The organism is Victivallis vadensis (assembly GCF_003096415.1).
Lineage (GTDB): Bacteria > Verrucomicrobiota > Lentisphaeria > Victivallales > Victivallaceae > Victivallis > Victivallis vadensis.
In genome coordinates, this window is the sequence record NZ_QEKH01000028.1 from 38,982 (window position 1) to 58,019 (window position 19,038).

The following is a 19,038-nucleotide window of genomic DNA, read 5'->3' on the forward strand; positions in this document are numbered from 1 at the left end:
GGAGCGAGTATGAAGATTGCCGTTGATGCCATGGGTGGCGATTATGCGCCCGGAGTGGTGGTCGAGGGTTTGACCATCGCTCTGGCCGATTTTCCGGATTACGATTTCGTACTGGTGGGTCATCAGGCCAAACTGGCATTTTATCTGGAAAAGTACGGAATCGCCGATCATCCCCGGGTTCAGGTGGTTCACGCCGAAACGGTCTGTGAGATGTCGGAGCCTTCGGCGATTTCGTTGCGCGCCAAGCGTAATTCTTCGATCACCGTGTGCGCGAAGCTGCTGAAAGAAAAGCAGGTCGACGCGATGGTGACGCCGGGCCACACCGGGGCCACGGTGGCCGCGACCAAGGTATTGGTCCGGACCCTGCCCGGAGTCGACCGGCCCGCGCTGGCCGCCAGTTTGCCCTCCCAGGAAGGGCGCTTCATCCTGATGGATGCGGGCGCCAACCCCGACTGCACTCCCGTCAATCTGGCGCAATTCGCCATCATGGGTGAAATCTACGCCCAGTATCTGTTCAAGCTCGACCGGCCCCGCGTCGGCCTTCTGAGTGTCGGCGGCGAGGACATCAAGGGGTGCGAACTGACCAAGGAATCCTTCAAGCTGATGGATCAATTGCCGATCAATTTCGTCGGCAACGTTGAAGCGGACGTGGTATTCGAAGGAGCTTCCGATGTGCTGATCAGCGACGGTTTCGCGGGAAACGTGATGCTCAAAGGCATTGAAGGCCTGGCGAAGTCCACGATGTTCTGGCTGAAGCGGGTGCTGACCAAAAACGCGCTGCGGCTGGTCGGGGCGATGCTGGCGAAAAACGCGTTCCGCGAATTGAAGGCATTCGGAGACGCCGATGACGTCGGCGGCGCACCGCTGCTCGGAATCAACGGAATCTGTATCATCGGCCACGGTTCATCGAGCCCCAAAGCGGTTCGGAATGCGATCCGGGTGGCCGGCGAGTGCGTCACGTTCGGTCTCAACGACCGGATCATCGCGAAAATCAACGAGACGCACAGTACGACGGCCGAACTGGAAAAGAAGCTGGCCGCCGAAAAGCAATGAAGTTTAATTTTACACGCCGGGAGCGTAAATGAGCATCAGAATTGCAGGAACCGGGTCCTATGTCCCTGACCGGGTGATGACCAATGCGGATTTGGAAAAGATGGTCGAAACCAGTGACGAGTGGATTCGCACTCGCACCGGAATTCAGGAGCGCCGGATCGCCGCGCCGGAACAGGCCACCAGCGACCTCGCCTATGAAGCCGGAAAACGCGCGCTTGAAATGGCCGGAATCACCGGTGACCAGCTCTCGGTAATCATCGTCGCGACAATCACTCCCGACCACGTGTTTCCGAGCACCGGCTGCATCCTGCAGAAACGCTTCGGCGCTTCCAATGCGTTCTGCTTCGATCTGGAAGCCGCCTGCTCCGGTTTGCTCTATTCGCTCGAAGTCGGCCATTCGCTGATGAAAGCGAATCCCAAATACAAATACGCGCTGGTGATCGGCGCAGAAAAGCTCTCCAGCATCACCGACTGGACCGACCGCAATACCTGTGTGCTCTTCGGCGACGGTGCCGGCGCGGTAGTGCTGGAAAATACCGGTGCGGAGGGCGCCGACTGTCTGCTGGCCAGCGATCTGCATGCCGACGGCGGCTATGCCGATATCCTGATCATGCCCGCCGGCGGCAGCCGGATGCCGTTCACCGCGGAAACCCTCGCCAATCATATGCATTCGATCCATATGGCCGGCCGCGAAACCTTCAAGCTTGCGGTCAACGCAATGGTCAGCGCCTGCAAAAAGACGCTGGAAGACGCGAATGTCGCCCCCTCTGAAATCCGGATGGTCGTACCGCATCAGGCGAACCAGCGCATCATTCAAGCCGTCGCGCAACGCCTCGACGTCGCCAATGACCGGGTCTTCGAAAACATCGGTCACTACGGCAACACCTCCGCCGCCTCCATCGGCATCTGCCTCGATGAAATCATCCGCTCCGGCGATATCGAGCGCGGCGATTATCTGCTGCTGACCGCATTCGGCGGCGGTCTGACCTGGGGCGCAATCCTGTTGCGCTACTGATTTCCCATGCGATACAGCCGGAGCCGAAAAACTCCGGCTTTTTTTCCGTTCGGGATTTCACCTTTGGCGATCAGGGCGCTTCGCCCGGCCGCCGAATGCGGAATTCCGATTCGGAGACTTGCCCCCGGTGCTACTTCGTAATTCCACCAAAGTCCGTATCATCCTCTCTATAAGGACGATCCAGCAGGAATGCGGAAGGATTTAAAGAACTGCCGTTCATCCAGTGGCTGGACGACACGGTCGCGGCATGGCCATCGCCGAAAAGCACACCGTTGCCGCTGGAGTGGACTCCGGTCCGCTCTTTCTTGAAGCTGCCGGACGAGTACCAATTCAACGGAGCGGGCCGGAATACGATCGAATTGCGCATCGAGCCGGAAAGGTCGCACATGATGATGATTTTGGATGACAGCGCCTTACCGTTGGAAATCTTGATTCCGCTCGTTCCGGTCTTCGGCATTGCATGCGCCATGCCGTTCGGCCATTTACCGCACACAAATTTCTTCCGGTCCGTACCGGCGACGTAGGTGTTGAGCAACGGACATTCAAAATTTTTGATCCGCCCCAGATTGGCAGTATCACTCTCATTGACGCTGGCTCCGACATAAGGGGCCAGCTGCAAGGAAAGAAAAGTTTTTTCAGAAAGAACCTGCTGGTTGTTTTTGATCGTATCGGTAAACGGCATGAAGCCATCGCTGTTGTCGCTGTATTGGGCATAGGCCAGCCCCAACTGCTTGTCGTTGTTGGTACAGGTGATCTCCTTCGCCTTGTCCCGCGCCCGGTTCAGGGCGGGCAGCAGCATTCCGGCCAGAATTGCGATGATCGCAATCACTACTAACAATTCGATTAAAGTAAAACTTCTTTTCATAGCTCCCTTTCTAATCAATATAGATAATAATAACTATTGTCAACTGTGGAATTTTCTGAAAACAGCTTCGGAAAATTCCATAGAGTTTTGAAAACAGACGGTTCCGCGACTCCATGCGGAATCGCGGAACATCCCCGGGAGATCCTCTTTACTTCACGTCGAAGGAGAACACCCGCATCGGTTCGGCGCTCCAGCCCGTTTCCAGCACCAGCCGCACCGCCGACGCCTGAACCGGTTTCCAGGCCAGCTGCACCAGCCGGTGATGGTTTTCCTCCACATTCGCCAGCACGACGTTTTTGCCGTCCACATCGGCTTCCACCCGGAAGGCGCGCGGCAACTTCGCCGGCATTTCGCGGATTTCGCCGGAGGTCTCCACATTGCGCTGCCGCTTCAGGTCGGCAAGATCGCTGTCGAACACCAGCCGCGCTCCGGAAACCGTCTCCGGTTTGTCGAAGGTGTAGGAGCAGCTTTCACCCGCCGCGAAGCTCGCGCCGTGCTCGCCGTCGTCCCAGTCGCGATCCCAGCCGTCCCGCAGGATTTCACGGTCACTCCTGGCTTTCAGGGTCAGTTCCGGCACGCGGCGCGGAATGTTCGGGATGAACTGGTCCTGATCCAGCAGCGTCTGCTGGAGTTCGTCGAGATGGCGCTCGTAAACGCCGCGCGGCAGTTCGCCGTGGCGCAGTGCGATCGCGGCGGCGGTGCCGACCGCCTGCCCCATCATCGCGGTGGTCGCCATCACCCGGGTCGAACTCAGCGCCATGTGCGTGGTCGAAATCTGCCGTCCGGCAAAGAACAGATTGTCGATGTTCACCGAATAGAGCGAACGGTACGGAATCCCGAACGGCGATGGCGCGGGATGGAAAATCGTCGGCGCGCCCGGATAGTAGATCGCCTCGGGATGGTGGTCGTCCATCGTCCAGCCGCCGTAGCAGACGCTGTCCTTGAATTTCCCCTCCGCCTCGACCTCTTTCTGGCACAGGATGTGGTCGCCGACAAACCGGATGCTTTCACGCTTGCCCGGCAGACTGCCGATCCAGTCCAGTTCCCAGCCGTGGCCGCGCCCGTCCGGATGGTTCTTGATGTACTCCCAGACGCCGTAGGCGATTTTATAGAGTTCGTCGCGGATCTCCTCGGCGTCGGTGATCGTGTCCTTCACGCCGCCGAACTCCATCCACCAGAAGTTGTTGCCTTCCGGCATCAGGTTGCGTTTCGGCGCGGTCTCGTCGGTGTAATGATAGGCCCACTCCGGCGCGCGGAACGGCCGGTGCGCGGAGGTCCGGCGCAGCTGGATCAGAATGGAGTTGCCCATGGTCTTTTTGTCTTCGACTTCCGGTGCGTGGGATTCGTCGAACTCATCGCGCCCCTCGCGTCCCTGCCGGAACTTCGCGCCGGAGAGCCGCAGGATGCCGTCGCCGGAACAGTCGGAGAAAAGTTTTCCGCTGACCTTGTAGCGAGTGTATTCCACCAGGTTCCACGCGGTGACTGAAGTGATTTTGCCGTTTTCAACCTCAACCTTCTCGACGGAGGAATTCAGCAGCACCCTGAGGTTCGGTTCACGGATCGCAAAGGAGTACATCACATCATCCCAGATCGTGAAGCGCAATTCCGGATTATAGTAATAGTTGTCGAGCTGAAGCTCTTCCAGCAGGCCGGTCTCCTTGCGGTTCGGACCGTGTGCGCCGCAGATCCACATGCGGATCTCGCTCGAAGCGTTGCCCCCGAACATCGGCCGGTCCTGAATAATCACGGTTTTCGCCCCGTTCCGGGCCGCGGCGACCGCCGCGCAAAGTCCCGCCATGCCGCCGCCGACCACCACAAAATCAGCACAAAGCTCTCTCGTCTTGACCATCATTCCCGATACCCCCGTAAAATTTTAACGATATGAACAAAAGACAATCCGACTCCATCCGTCGTTATTAATTATAATGGATTTTACAGAAATGACAAGGCAAAGATTATCAAATGATGCAATTATTTTGCAAAAATATTACAATATGATATTTTGAACAATTAAAAATAAGCAGCAAGCAGCTCGAATACGCCGCTGAAAATGCGCAGCGCCATCCCCGGCAGAATCAGCGCCAGCAGCAGAATGACGATTGCCTGCAACAGCGGATCGTTTTTCCGATTTGGAGTTTTTTTTCCCACATCGTCCCTCCCGGTCATTCCGAAGTTTCCAGCCATATTATACTGTGCAAATGCCGAAAGTGCAAAGAAACGCACTGTTTATGCAAATCTTTTGTATGAACTTGGTCAATTTACAATTTCCGAGCTTGAATTTAACATCGTAAGATATTATTTTCCTTACAAGAAATTATCTGTCGAAAGAGCCTGTGATGAAAAATAAATTGTTGGAAAAGACTTTTCTGGTGCTGGAGGCGATCGCCGCTTCGCCGGAACCTGTTTCGCTGAAGGATCTGAGCACCACGCTCGGCCTGAACATCAGTACCGCCAGCCGGATCACCGCCGATCTGGTCGAGGCCGGTTATGTGACCAAATCCGGCTACCGCCATTTCGAAGCCGCGCTGGGACTGATCCGGCTCGGGCAGAACGCGATCAACAGCTCCCCGCTGCCCCGCACGGTCAATCCGCTGATCCGGGCCAAGGCGGAAGCGCTCGGCGTCCACGGCGCATTCGCCGGCATCCAGCATGGCCAGCTGGTCTATCTGTACCGCAGCGACCTGTTCAGCCAGAACCAGATGTACGGCCTGCCCTGCCAGGTGCCCTTTCACCGCTCCAACATCGCGATCGTGATCCTCTCGCAGGCGTTCTCCCGCGAGGAGGCGGTGCAAAAGCTGATGGATTCCGCCCGCAACGACAATGCCGATCCGGCCTACCTCAACGAAGAACGGGAGCTGCTGGAAAAGTTGGTCGACAGCGTACTGACCAACGGCTATCTGCTGCGGATGGAGCCGAACAAGCGCTGGAACATCTGTTTCCCGGTCCGGTGCAAAGAGATTTATTACGGCGTCTCCTTCTACGGCGACGCCGCCGACACCCGGAATTTCGACCGGCTGCTTTTCGAGTGCTCGCTGCTGACCAGCCGCATCCGCAACCTGCTCGGTGAAGAGTAACTTCTTCCGGTTGACAACGGCGGATGGAGCGCTATATTAAACCGGAGAGTGCAATCATTCAACCCGGGGGGAGAATATGCAGAAGGTTCTCGACTTCATCAAACGGCGCTGGCCGGAAACGACCCGCATCCACCGCACCGCCGAGGGCACCCTGCTCGGCCTGCCCCATCCCTATAGCGTTCCCTGCGCCCGGCCGGCGTTTCAGGAGTTCTCCTACCGGGACACCTACTTCGCCAGCCGGGGACTGGTGCTGGACGGCTTTGCCGAACAGGCCCGGAACAACTGTGAAAACCTGCTCTACGAGGTGGAAACCTATGGCTTTGTGCCGGCAGGGAACCGCACGTTCCATCTGAACCGTTCCCAGCCGCCCTTCCTCGCCCCGATGATCGAACTGATCGCCCGCAAATTCCCGAACGACCGGGAGTGGCTGCCCCGCGCGGTCGCCGGGCTGGAAAAGGAGATGGCCTTCTGGAATGACCACCGCCGCACTCCCTGCGGCCTCCACCATTACAGCGGCAATCCCGACGCGGCGGCGATTGAGGAGTTCTATGCGGACTGCTGTGTGCAGCGTCCCGGCTGCCCGGCGGAAGAAGCCGATCCGGCGGCCCGGCGCGCCGCGGCGTTCCATGCCCTTGCCGAAGCGGAATCCGGCTGGGATTTCACGCCCCGCTTCGAACACCGCTGTCTCGACTACGCCCCGATCGACCTCAACGTGCTGATGTATATCGCCCGGCGGGAGATTTCCCTGCTCTACCGCGACCTCGGCGACCTCGGCCATGCGATGGAGTGGGAACAGCGCGCCGAAATCCGCAGGAACCTGATCAATCGCTACTGCTGGAATGAGGAGCGCGGCGTATTTCTGGATTACGACTTCGTCAACAAGCGGCATTCACCGGTATTTTCCGCCGCCTCGCTGTTTCCGCTCTGGGCCAGCTTCGCGACGCCGGAACAGGCGGAATCCACCCTGTTCGCGGCGGAAAAGTATCTGGAGTGCGACTACGGCCTCGCCGCCTGCGAACCTGGCAAATCCGACCGGCAGTGCCGGTGGGATTACCCGAACGGCTGGGCGCCGCTGCAATTGATTGCAATCGAAGCTTTCGACCGCAACGGTTTCACCGAAGCCGCCCGGCGTCTCGCTCTGAAGTACGTCGATCTGGTCACGGCGAACTTTGAAAAGACCGGCGAACTGTGGGAGAAGTACAACGTGGCGGACGGCACCGTCGATATCCGCGGCACGCATCCGATGCCCGCGATGATGGGATGGACTGCCAGCGTGTTCGTCTGCGCCGCCGACTATCTCAGCCGTTCCCGGTAACGGATCAGAAAAGCGTCCCGGCGGCAGGCTGTAATGCTGCCGGAACAGCTTCGCGAAGTGAAATTGATCGTTGAAGTTCAGCCGCGCGGTCATCCGCCGCTCACTCCCGACTTGCAAAAAATGCGTTTGAAAGGTATTTTATAAAAAATTTCAGCCGTTTTTCTGATCGGAAAGGAGTGAATATGATTCGAATGTTCCTGATTGCGGGTGCCGCAACTTTGTTGCTGGCCGGATGTGAAAAAGAGGCTCCGGCCCCGGCCGCGCCGCCGCAGGTCGAAGTGATTACGGCGGCCGAAGCGCCGATCGCCGAAACGATTCCCGCCGTCGGGGTCGCCAAAGCCTACGATGAGGTGAATCTGGTCGCGCGGGTCGAAGGCTATCTGGTCAACCGGAATTTCAAGGAGGGGCAGGAGGTCAAAAAAGATCAGCTTCTCTATGAAATCGAACCGGTGCTGTACCGGGCGCAGGTCGAGGCCGCCGAAGCCGAACTGGCCAAGGCGAAGGCCAATCTGGCCAATGCCGTCGAGCAGTACAACCGCCAGCAGACATTGCTGAAGGGGGACGCCACCAGCGAACGTGCGTTCCAGAACGCCGAAGCCGACAAGCTCAGCGCCGAGGCAGACGTGCGCGGCTGTCAGGCCAGGCTCGAAACCGCGAACCAGAATCTGGAATACACCCGGATCAGCGCCCCCTTCGACGGCTGGGTCGGCCTTTCGGCGGTCAGCACCGGCAATCTGGTCAACCTCGAAACCGGCACGCTGGCCAAGGTGGTCAAGACCGATCCGATGCGCGTCGAATTCGTGATCACCGAGATGGACATTCTCAAAATGCACGAGTTCCGCAAGGACGGCCGGAATCCGGATGTGAAGGTCAGTTTGACCTTTCAGGACGGCACCGTCTATCCGACCGAAGGAAAAATCTCCTTCTGGAACAATGAGATCAACAATACCACCGGCACGCTGAAGCTGCAGGCGGTATTCCCGAATCCCGACCGGAAACTGCTCCCGGGCATGTTCGTGCGGGTCAAGCTCGAACCCCGGCAACCGAGCACGAAGCTGCTGCTGCCGCTGGCGGCGCTGATGAATGATCAGGCGGGCGATTATGTCTATCTGGTCACGCCCGACGGCACCGTGAAGCGGCAGACCCTCAAAACCGCGTTTCGCGACGACAGTTTCGCAGTGGTCACCGACAACCTGAAGCCCGGCGACCGGGTCGTGGTCAAGGGACTGCAGAAAGTCCGTCCCGGCTCGAAGGTCAGGGCGGTCGAATCCGCCGATCCCAATGTGCAGCTGCCGAAGGCCGCGAAGCCGGAAGCGCCGAAAACTGACGGAGCCAAGCAGAAATGATCAGCCGTTTTTTCATCGAGCGGCCGCGGTTCGCCTTCGTGATCTCGATCGTGATCACGCTGGCCGGACTGATTTCGATCTTCACGCTGCCGGTCGCGCAGTACCCGAACATCACGCCGTCGCTGATTTCGGTGACCACCACCTATCCGGGCGCCGACGCCAAAACCGTGCAGGAGACGGTAATCCAGCCGATCGAAGCGCAGCTCAACGGCGTGAAGCGGATGCTCTACATCAGCAGCACCGCCACCGACACCGGCATGGCCACGATCAACGTGACCTTCGACATCGGCACCGACGGCGACCAGAACACCGTGAACACCCAGAACCGGGTCAACTGGGCCAGCGCCCAGATGCCCGAGGAGGTGCGCCGCCAGAGCGTGATCGTAAAGGAGAAATCCAGCAATATGCTGCAGGTGATCGCGCTCTATTCCCCCAAAGGGACCTATGACTCATTGTTCCTGAACAACTACAGTTCGATCAACCTCAAAGATGAGCTTGCGCGCATTCCGGGCGTCGGCGACGTGCAGATGCTCGGCGAACTCAAGTATTCGATGCGAATCTGGCTGGATTCGGACAAGCTCGCCTACCTCAATATGACCGTGGATGACGTGATCGCTGCAATCAAGGCGCAGAACGTGCAGGTTTCGGCCGGAGCGCTTGGAGACGCGCCGATCTCCGGCAAGCAGGTGTTCCGCTATTCGCTGCAGACGCAGGGGCGGTTCACCGAGCCGAAGGAATTTGAAAATATCGTGGTCCGTTCCACCAGTGCCGGGGAACAGGTGCGGCTGCGCGATATCGCGAAGGTCGAACTCGGCGCCGAAAACTACTCCTCCAGCGGCAGCTTCAACGGCAAGCCCGCCGCGCTGCTCGCGATCTACCAGCTCAACGACGCGAACGGCCTCGAAATCGCCGAAGCCGCCCGGAAAAAGCTCGAAGAACTGAAGGTCTACTTCCCGGAAGACCTCGACTATGCGATCCCGTTCGACATGACCGACTTCATCACCGCCTCGATCGACGAAGTGGTGGTCACGCTGATCGAAGCGGTGCTGCTGGTGATCTTGATCACCTATCTCTTTCTGCAGGACTGGCGTTCGACGATGGTGCCGACCATCGCGATTCCGGTATCGCTGATCGGCACGTTCGCAGTGATGGCGGTGATCGGGTATTCGATCAACCTGATCACGCTCTTCGGGCTGATCCTCGCGATCGGCGTGGTGGTGGACGACGCGATCGTGGTGATCGAAAACGTGAACCGGCTGATGGAGGAGGAGCACCTCGATCCCAAAGCCGCCGCGATCAAATCGATGGAGCAGGTCACCGGGCCGGTGATCGCGACCACGCTGGTGCTGCTGGCGATGTTCATCCCGGTCTGTTTCCTGCCGGGGATCACCGGTGAAATGTACCGCCAGTTCGGCATCACCATCTCGGTGGCGGTCGCGATTTCGAGCGTCAACGCGCTGACGCTGAGTCCGGCGCTGAGCGCGATGATCCTGCGGCCGATCGATCCGAATGCGAAGAAATTCATCTTTTTCCGCTGGTTCGACGCCGGTTTCGAGAAGCTGACCGCGGGCTACGGCAAAATCGTGTCGCCGATCGTGCGGCGCACTTCGCTGATGATCGTCTGCTATGCGGGTCTGGCGTTCCTGTGCGTGCAGCTCTTCAACCATCTGCCGACCGGCTTCATCCCGGACGAGGATCAGGGCAAGCTCTTCGTAAACGTCCAGCTCCCCGACGCGGCCAGTTTGAACCGCACCACCGCCGTGACCGACCGGGCCGCGAAGCTGGCCGCCGAAGTCCCCGGCGTGATCGACGTGATCGCGGTGCCCGGCTTCAGCATCCTGACCGGCGCGCAGGCCTCCAACAACGCGCTGCTGATCGTCTGCCTGAAACCGTGGGAGGAGCGCAAAAAGCCGGAGCTTCAGCAGAATGCGATCCTCGCGGAGCTGATGGCGAAATTCAATGCGATCCCCGAAGCGCAGCTCAGCGTTTTCGGCATGCCGTCGATCCAGGGGATCGGCACCACCGGGGGCTTCTCCTTCGTGATCGAGGACACCACCGGCACCCACACCGACCGGCTGCAGGAGGCGATCGACCTGATCACCGCCGAAGCGCGCAAGCGTCCGGAGTTCCTCGCGGTCTATTCGACCTTCAGCGCCAACGTGCCGCAGGTTTTCCTTGAAATCGACCGGGAAAAGGCGCTCAAGCTCGGCGTCGCGCTGACCGACCTCAACACCGCGCTGCAGGGGCTGACCGGTTACACCTACGTGAACGACTTCAACAAATACGGCAAGGTGTACAAAGTGGAAATTCAGGCCGAAACCAACTTCCGCGACAGCACCGCCAAGCTGCGCAACCTTTTCGTGCGCAATAAATCCGGTGAAATGATCCCGCTCGGCACGCTGGTCAACATCAGAACCCGCCCCTCGCCGCAATACCTGAACCGCTACAACCTCTACTCCTCGGCCACCGTCAACGGCATGCAGCGCCCCGGCTACAGCAGCGGACAGGCGATGAAGGCGATGGAGGAGATCGCCCGCAAGGTGCTGCCCGCCGGAATGAAGTTCGAATGGACCGACATGTCCTATCAGGAGCAGAAGTCCGCCGCCGGCATCAGCCTCGGCAGCATTGAAATCAATATGATGGCGGTCATCTTCGCGCTGGCGCTGCTCTTCATGTACCTCTTTCTGGTCGCGCAGTACGAAAGCTGGATGCTGCCGGTCGCGGTGCTGCTGGCGGTGCCGATCGCATTCTTCGGCTCGCTGCTGTCGCTCTACCTGGCCGGAATCGACAACAACATCTACACGCAGGTCGGCTTTGTGCTGCTTTTCGGCATCGCCTGCAAGACCGCGATCCTGATCGTGGAATTCGCCAAAAACAAATATGACGAGGGAACGCCGCTGTACGACGCGGCGCTCGCCGCCGCCAGACTGCGCTTCCGCGCGGTGCTGATGACCGCGATCTCGTTCCTGCTCGGCACGCTGCCGCTGGTGATCGCGACCGGGGCCGGAGCGGCCAGCCGCCGCTCGCTCGGCACGGCGGTGTTCGGCGGCATGTTCGTCGCGGTAATCGGCGGCACCATCCTGATCCCGGCCTTCTACGTGCTGGTGCAGCGGCTGGTCAACTGGACCGGCGGGACAGGATCGCCGCGCCGAGCGCCGCAGTCAGCGGAGCCACCAGCACCAGCCCGAAACTCCCGATGATGGTCTTGACCGCTTCGGAAGCGACGTAGGGGTTGTTGATGAAATCCGCCGGACTGGTCCCCTGCGCGGCGAAGGTCATCATCAAAGTCAGGTAGCCGCCGGAGTAGGCCAGCAGCAGCGTGGTGGTCATCGTGCCGACCACGCTGCGCCCGATCCGCAGCCCCGACTGCATCAGTTCACGCCGGGAAATTCCGGGCTGTTTCAACCTCACCTCCTCCATTCCGGCGGCCACATCCATCGCCAGATCCATCACCGCCCCGGAGGAGGAGAGGAAGATCGCACCGATGTAGATATCCGACAGACTCAGGAACTCGTAGCCGGAGTAAAGCAGCGACTGCGAATACGGCATCACCGCGCCGTTGATCTTGAAAAGATGGGTGAACACATACGCCAGCAGCGAGCTTGCGAACACCCCGGCGATCGCTCCCGAGAAGGCGGCGGCTCCCTTGCGGGTCAGTCCCGCCACCAGAAAGATGATCACCGCCGAAAGCAGCGTCACCGCCGCGAAGGAGACCAGCAGCGCGTTCCAGCCCAGCAGGCAGAGCGGGATCACCAGTTTCCAGATCACCAGACAGGAAAATACGAAAGAGAGCAGCGCGCAGATTCCGGTGAACCGGCCGAACACCGCCAGCAGCACTGCAAAGAGGCTGAACAGGATGACGGTATAGCCGATCCGGTAGTGATCCTGCGCGTTCAGCGTGTAGGTTTCCGGGTCGACGTCGTCGAGGATTCCGACCAGAACGGTATCCCCCGCTTCAAACAGCTTGTCCAGTTCCATTTGCGCGCGCAGGATGTTCGCCGCCCGGAAGCGCTGCCCTTTCCACCTGCCGCCGAGGATCTCCACCTCCAGCGACTGCGACCCTTTTTTCAGCAGGCCGAACTCCTCCACGTCGGTGTTGTCCACCGCGACGACCCGGGCACGGACCTTCCGGCCCGGCTGCGGATCGCTTTTCGGAAAGAGGTCCAGACAGGCCAGCCCCGCGCACAGCAGCGCCAGCACCAGAAACATCACCAGGTCGCGCCGGGAAACCGGCAGCTTCTTCCGGCCCGGCATCGCTCAGCGCACCACTTGCTTCAGCCGTTTGGAGATATCGGTGTTGTCGATCATGTTGGAGAAAAGTTCCGCTCCGGCGCCGTAAGCGGTGGTGCTGACCGGCAGCGCCGTGTGCGCTCCCGTCGTCCACGCCACTGCCGACTTGTTGTTCAGCAGGCGGATCACCGCGTCGGTCAGCACCGCACCGCCGGTGAATTTGCCGTCCTTGTACTGCCGCTCAAACGCCTCCTGCAACGTCTTTTCCTCGTTTTCGGTCAGGTTCAGGCCGCCCTTCTCCCGCCTGCCGTCAGCGGCGAACACCAGCCCCGCCATCTCCGTGATCAGCGGTTTGACCTGCTCAAAGGACGGCTGCTCCAGCTTCCTGAATTGATCGGTCATCCTGTCGCGGGAGCACTTCTGAAACCGCAGATTTTCGATATAGGAGCGGTAGCCGGTCCCGGCGAAACCGAGCGTCAGGCCGCCGGTCTCATGGTCGCCGGTCACCACGATCAGCGTGTCGTCGGGATGTTTCCGCGCAAACTCATAGGCGACCCGGACCGCATTGTCGAAGTCGATCACCTCCCGGAGCGTCGTGGCCGCGTCGTTCGCATGGCACATCCAGTCGATCTTGCCGCCCTCGACCATCAGGAAGAAGCCTTTCGGATTATCCAGCAATTCGATGCCCTGCCGGGTGAAGTCGGCCAGCCGCAGCGTGTCTGCATCCATGTCGATCGCATAGGGCAGGTCCGCCTTCGCGCCGACGGAGATCACCTTTCCGACGCCCGGCTTCAGTCTGCCGAACTCCTCTTTGCTGCGACTGACGGTGTAACCCGCCTGCCGGGCCAGCCCGTAAATGTCGCCCCGGTACAGCTTGTCTTTCTTGTCGTCGTGCCGGGCGATGCCGCCGCCGCCGAAATAATCGAAATCCGACGCGACCAGATCCAATCCGAGCTGGTAGTAGTTGCCCCGGCTCGCGTTGTGCCCGTAAAAGGCCGCCGGCGTCGCGTGGTTCAGCGTCACCGAGGTTACAATGCCGACCTTGCGGCCGCTGTCGCGGGCGGCTTCGGCGACGGACTGAAGTTTGCGCTTTCCGGTCGCATCCATGCCGATACGGCCGTTGTTGGTCTTTTCGCCGCACGCGATCGCGGTGCCGCTGGCGGCCGAATCGGTGATGAAGGAGTCCGCCGCCATCGTGGTGGTGATCGCCTGGCCGGGGAACCGGTTGATCAGCAATCCGCGTTTTTCGGTGCGGTTCAGGAACTCGTCGGTCATCATCCGCTGCGGGATCGACATGCCGTCGCCGATGAACAAAAACACATACTTGACCGGTTTTGCTTCCGCGGCGTGAACCGCCGCCAGCACCGTCACGGCGATGATCGCCAGCAGACAACGCAGAAATCTCATTTTCATCCTTTCACCTTGTGTTTAGGTTGACTCCGGGCCAACCGGAGCTAACATTTCCGTCACAGGATTAATATGGATGAGTTTTCCGCGCAAGTCAATGCGCATTCGGAAAATTTTCGGGTTCCGGCGGCGTGTAGTGATCCGGTCCGCCGTACTGCCTGAACCGGCGGTAGCAGGCGAAGAGCAACATCGCGGTCAGCAGCGCCAGCAGCGCGCCGGCGTAGAAGATCAGCCGGTAGTTGCCGGAGAGGTCGATCAGCTTGCCGATCAACGGCACCACGAAAATCATCGCCAGCGTGCCCAGAATCCCCTGCGCCGACTGGTACTGCGCGAACCGCGACTGCGGGAACAGCCGCAGCAGCAGTGACGCCGTCAGCGTGAAATAAGTTCCGGAGAGAACCGTATGGGCGATCAGCGCCGCCGCGAATCCGGCTTCCCCCCGAATGAAAATCCCGCTGACGAGACAGCTTATCCCGTACAGCAGCATCACGGTGATCCCGCAGCGCAGCGGATGGAACCGGTCGGCCAGCACTCCCAGCGGATAGGAGAGCACGATCGAAACCACATAGCTCGCCGCGATGTACTTGCCGAAATGGTCCAGCGGCACATTCAGCTCCCCGATGAAGAAGATCGAATAGGTGTTCACCGGCATGAACACGATCGCCGCCAGCGTCACGGCGATGAAGATCAGCAGATAATAGCCGGAGGTGAAGCTTTCGCGCAGATAGGTCCCGGCGGCGGCGAGCGGCGAATGCCGCTGCTCGGGCTGCTCGGGCGGCGGCGGGTATTCGCCCTCCTTCACCCGGAAACACATCACCATGAAGCCGATCAGGTAGATTCCCCCCACCGTCAGGAAAAGCATCATGTAGTGGGTTTCGGCATAGCCGAGGAACCACGCGTTGAAGATGATCCCGGTCGCCAGGCTGACAATGCGGAACAGCCCGAAAAAGCGGCCGATCAGCTCCCGGGGCACCACATCATTGATCAGTGCGGTGAAGATCGCGTTGCCGATGAACACACCGAATTCAAACAGCATCCACGATACGCCGAACAGCGTCAGAATCAACTGATTTTCGGAGATACCCTGCAAGCCGGAAATCCGGTGCAGGCAGCTTCCCAGCCACGGGGTGAACGCCATGCCGACCATGCCGAGGAACGCGATCGGCGTCGAAAAGAACAGATAGGGGATCCGCCGCCCCCAGCGTCCCCGGTGGCGGTCGGAGCGGTAGCTGATGACCGGCCCGACCAGCAGTCCGAGAATGCCGGGCAGCGCGACCAGATAAAGTCCGACCAGAAAGTCCGAAGCGCCGTGCTGCTTGAGCAGCAGCTGGGTGATCACTCCGACCGAACGCTCCCGCAGCGACCATACGAAATCCCCCGCCAGCAGCAGGAAAAAGAGCGCGACAATACCGGCAAAGGTATAGGTCAAAGTCCCGGCGCGCCACTGCCTGCACGCGGGCGCTCCTTCAGCAGAATGCGTATTCATCGGTGGATTCCCCGTTTGTTGTTTCTCGAAATATCCCTATTATACAGCCGCGTCCAGGCTTTTGCAAGCGGAAATGACCCGATAAGTGCGGCCGGCTTCGACCGGCAGCAGAAGCGTCCCGGCACCTTCCGTAACCGTAATGTTCCGCTCCGGTTTGCCGTCCCGCATCACCGTATAGTCGCCCGGCAGCAGGTCGGTCAGCAGCGCCTGGCGCGGAGCGCCCGCCGGAACCGTGAATTCCACCGGGTCGGCGGTCGCCCGGCCGTTTTTCGAGAAGGTCACGATCCGGTCCGCGACCTTCACGCCGATCCGGGTACCGGATTCAAACAACTCCGCCGGAAGCTTCGGCGCGGAAGGCTCCCCGATCTGCATCACGTGCAGGAAACGGTCCTCCGCCGCCGGTGTTTTCGGGGAGATCATCGTGCGCCAGCCGCGGCTCAGCATCCGGTTGCGGGGCGGCATCTCCACTTTTTCGTTGAAAAACTCCAGCGCCCTGCCGTCGCCCGCCGTCGTAACCTCAAGGTTATCACGGCGCGGCAGCAGCGTGGTCACGAACAGCTCTCCGGGCTTTCCTCCGGGCAGGCTGTTTTCCACCCGGACGGCATTTTCCATGAGTTCCGGCCGCGCGATGGTATTCAGCAGGAAATACTTCCGGAACTCCGGCCGAGCCGAAACCACATGGTCATACACGATCAGCAGCGCGGGCGTTTCCGGATTGTCGAGGCGGCAGAACACGAAGCTGCGTTCGTACTCCTTCATCTTGTGCGGACTGTACGCCGCCGCGATATCCCCCTTGATGTGGCTGAAGAGCGGCCGGTCGGCGTCGGGGCCGGCGTAATGGGCGGCCAGGCGGCCGGTTGAATGAATTTCAGGATGGTCGATCACCTGCCGGATCGTCCACGGCATCGTCTTCACGAAGCGCTGGCCGCCGTCGTTGCCGGGCACCGCAAACTTTTCATCCGGGTCGTAGACCAGCAATGCGTTGTGCGGAATGGTGCGTTTCGCGAAAGTGAAGTCGTAGTGCTGCCCCCAGTGGCCGTAGACGCCGATATCCACCGCAAGCGGGGCGCGGTAGAAAATCTGGAACGCGCCCGCATCCATGTGCTGGTGGTCGTGCCGGTTGTAGGGGGCGGCCTTCATCTCGACCACGGCGGTCCGGGAGTCCGGGCCGAACTCCCAGCCGGTGCGGGCGATCATCGAACTCAAAGGCTCCGGGAAAAAGCGGGTCAGCGGCAGTCCGGAATACTCCCGCGACGCAGCCACTTCCGGGCGGTTGAAGATCAGGAACTGCACCGGCATGTACTTTGAAATCCACGGCAGCCCGCCCTGGCGCAGGAATTCGCCCTTCAGCAGCGGATCGCCGGTATAGGCGAACATGTTGAAGGCCGGTTCGCCGTAACGGTACGGCGTGCCGTGCTCGAAAAACACGTCGGTGTCGTCGAACAGCTCCTGATTCGGCAGCAGCATGTAAATCCAGAAATACGGTACCTTGGCCATGTCGGCGGAAAAAATCTCCTTCCCGGTCATGATCCGGAAAGTCATCGCCAGATGCAGATCCCAGCTGAACCGGCAGGGACCGTAGTTACTCCCCTGCGTATGTCTCCCGGAGCGGTACTCGTAGTTGTGGGCCGGAACCATCTCCTCGAAAATCCGGTACGCGCACAGCCGGTAGGGTTCCGGGTCCTCGTCGTACACCGCGATCGCCATCGACAGGAAATCCCGCGACAACTGCGATTCGTTGCCGTGACCGTTGATCACCGACTGTTTGAAGGGGGGCCAGCCGATTTCGGAATCCAGCCCGAGCCGCAGCATTCCGGCACGCAATTCCGCCTTCTCGGCGTCGGTGAGCTGCGAATAGCACCAGTCGTACACCTCCGACGCAACAAAGATCGTATGCCCGATCAGGCGCGTCACATCCATCAGGTTGTCGAAGTCGACCCCGGCAAGATATGTTTTCATCGCGTCCACGGCTTCGCGGGCGAGGCGGCGGTCGCCTTCCAGCGCATACAAGAACGCGCGCGCTTCGATCGCGAGCAGATAGTTGCGGTCATAGACCGTCACGCCGTCCTTCTGCGGAGCCTGAAGCGGCGCGGCGGCCAGTTGGCGCAGCACCGCGACGGCCTGCGCGTTCTCCGGGTGTTTCAGGTTGGCGCGCACCGCCGGAATGGTTTCAGGCGTCAGCAGCAGACGCGGATGTCCGGCGGGCGGCGTCAGCTTCGGCTGATAGGAACGGGCGGCGGCGGGGGCTTCCGGCTCCGGCGGCAGCGGCTCCAGCGTCAGGCAGTCGAGGGTGATCGACCGCGGCAGTTCGACCCGCAGCGTGTGTTCCCCCGCCTTGAGCGGCAGCCGCATCAGCTTCTCCCAGCCCGCGCCGCGCCGCCAGGCCGGAAACACCACGCGGCGGCGCGGCGGTTCGCCGTCCAGACTGAATTTAGAATAAACCGGAACGTCGCGACTGGGGGATGCAACACTGCTTTTCAGCAGATAGTCACAGTCGCGATCGGTCCGGAAAGTAAAGGTCAGTTCACCGGCTTCCTGTCTGGGCCGAAGTCCGCGCCCATCCGAAAACACCCGGTTTTCGACCGATTCAAATTTCCCGGCGTCGTATCCGGCGTCCGAGGCCTGCAATACGATCTTCTTCGCCGGTTTCGGCGGGGGAACCGGCATCGGTTCATCGGTAACCCGGCATGCGGAAACCACCGTTTCGGCCAGCTCCGTGCGGGCCGTCACCGCTCCGGCGGAGAGCTCCACCGGCTGCCTGAATTCATACCGCAGCTCCGCAAGCAGTTCACCGGAAGGCGCCAGCACCCGGCCGTCGGCTCCCTGCCGGTCCGCGGCCAGTTGCAGGATATAGGGTTTGCCGGTCCCCCAGCGCAGCTCGGAGTTGCTGCGCACGGTCAGCTCGGCCAATTCATTCTGGGCATGGTATCTGCCGTCTTTGACCAGCACCAGCTCCACGAAACGCAGCGACTGTTTGGAGGCGGGGCGTTCGGCAAGGTGGAAAAACCAGCCGTTTTTCCGGTCGGGAGTCCCCAGCCAGAGGCCGCCGAGTTTATAACGTTCCGGCTCATTTGCTTCCGGCGTCACCGCGATTTCCGTGCGCACGGTCACCGGCAGCATCACCGGCGCCTCCTTCAGAACCGCGCTCGCCCGATTGCGGAGCGTCACCGGCAGCGTTGCCGCGCCCGCCCCGAATGCCAGCAGCGCCATGCCCAGCAGCAGATGTTTTTTCATCATGCCCTCCTGA

The 19,038-nt window shown here is 60.4% G+C and carries 13 protein-coding genes; 6 read left to right on the forward strand and 7 right to left on the reverse strand.

Annotated features, from left to right (window positions below):
* Window positions 1–9: 9 nt before the first annotated feature.
* Window positions 10–1,053 carry a phosphate acyltransferase PlsX gene (plsX, locus tag C8D82_RS15460; protein WP_116885190.1) on the forward strand — a complete coding sequence of 348 codons (1,044 nt, stop codon included), beginning with the start codon at window positions 10–12 and terminating at the stop codon, window positions 1,051–1,053.
* Window positions 1,054–1,081: 28 nt separating this feature from the next.
* Window positions 1,082–2,068, forward strand: a complete 987-nt coding sequence (locus tag C8D82_RS15465) for a beta-ketoacyl-ACP synthase III (protein ID WP_116885191.1) — start codon at window positions 1,082–1,084, stop codon at window positions 2,066–2,068.
* A 130-nt stretch (window positions 2,069–2,198) separates the two neighbouring features.
* Here the strand turns inward: C8D82_RS15465 and C8D82_RS15470 are convergent, their stop codons facing one another.
* The 3 genes from C8D82_RS15470 to C8D82_RS21310 all read right to left on the reverse strand — a co-directional run bounded on the left by C8D82_RS15470 (window position 2,199) and on the right by C8D82_RS21310 (window position 5,081).
* Window positions 2,199–2,933, reverse strand: a complete 735-nt coding sequence (locus C8D82_RS15470; protein ID WP_116885192.1) for a type II secretion system protein — start codon at window positions 2,931–2,933, stop codon at window positions 2,199–2,201.
* Window positions 2,934–3,081: 148 nt separating this feature from the next.
* A complete protein-coding gene (locus C8D82_RS15475) occupies window positions 3,082–4,785 on the reverse strand; it encodes an FAD-dependent oxidoreductase (protein ID WP_116885193.1) in 1,704 nt (567 codons plus the stop codon).
* A 158-nt stretch (window positions 4,786–4,943) separates the two neighbouring features.
* Window positions 4,944–5,081, reverse strand: coding sequence for a hypothetical protein (locus C8D82_RS21310; protein WP_165833118.1), 138 nt, complete (start codon window positions 5,079–5,081; stop codon window positions 4,944–4,946).
* A gap of 188 nt (window positions 5,082–5,269) precedes the next feature.
* On the opposite strand from C8D82_RS21310, the gene C8D82_RS15480 reads away from it, so the two are divergent.
* The 4 genes from C8D82_RS15480 (at window position 5,270) to C8D82_RS15495 (ending at window position 11,868) form a co-directional block, all read left to right on the forward strand.
* Window positions 5,270–6,007, forward strand: coding sequence for a helix-turn-helix domain-containing protein (locus C8D82_RS15480; protein WP_116885194.1), 738 nt, complete (start codon window positions 5,270–5,272; stop codon window positions 6,005–6,007).
* 76 nt (window positions 6,008–6,083) lie between these two features.
* Window positions 6,084–7,322 (forward strand): trehalase family glycosidase, encoded by a 1,239-nt coding sequence (locus tag C8D82_RS15485; RefSeq protein WP_116885195.1) that lies wholly within the window; start codon window positions 6,084–6,086, stop codon window positions 7,320–7,322.
* Window positions 7,323–7,504: 182 nt separating this feature from the next.
* On the forward strand, window positions 7,505–8,668 hold the full coding sequence (locus tag C8D82_RS15490; protein ID WP_116885196.1) for an efflux RND transporter periplasmic adaptor subunit: 1,164 nt from the start codon (window positions 7,505–7,507) through the stop codon (window positions 8,666–8,668).
* Window positions 8,665–11,868 carry an efflux RND transporter permease subunit gene (locus C8D82_RS15495; protein WP_116885197.1) on the forward strand — a complete coding sequence of 1,068 codons (3,204 nt, stop codon included), beginning with the start codon at window positions 8,665–8,667 and terminating at the stop codon, window positions 11,866–11,868. The genes C8D82_RS15490 and C8D82_RS15495 overlap by 4 nt, the downstream gene beginning before the upstream one ends.
* On the opposite strand, the gene C8D82_RS15500 is transcribed toward C8D82_RS15495, so the two are convergent.
* From C8D82_RS15500 to C8D82_RS15515, 4 genes are all read right to left on the reverse strand, one after another.
* On the reverse strand, window positions 11,786–12,922 hold the full coding sequence (locus C8D82_RS15500; protein WP_116885198.1) for a YibE/F family protein: 1,137 nt from the start codon (window positions 12,920–12,922) through the stop codon (window positions 11,786–11,788). The two genes, C8D82_RS15495 and C8D82_RS15500, sit on opposite strands and share 83 nt — an antisense overlap.
* A 3-nt stretch (window positions 12,923–12,925) precedes the next feature.
* Complete coding sequence (locus C8D82_RS15505) at window positions 12,926–14,311, reverse strand: alkaline phosphatase (RefSeq protein ID WP_206212657.1); 1,386 nt, start codon at window positions 14,309–14,311, stop codon at window positions 12,926–12,928.
* Window positions 14,312–14,399: 88 nt separating this feature from the next.
* A complete protein-coding gene (locus C8D82_RS15510; RefSeq protein WP_116885199.1) occupies window positions 14,400–15,791 on the reverse strand; it encodes an MFS transporter in 1,392 nt (463 codons plus the stop codon).
* Window positions 15,792–15,830: 39 nt separating this feature from the next.
* A complete protein-coding gene (locus C8D82_RS15515) occupies window positions 15,831–19,028 on the reverse strand; it encodes a hypothetical protein (RefSeq protein WP_133245234.1) in 3,198 nt (1,065 codons plus the stop codon).
* Window positions 19,029–19,038: the final 10 nt, after the last annotated feature.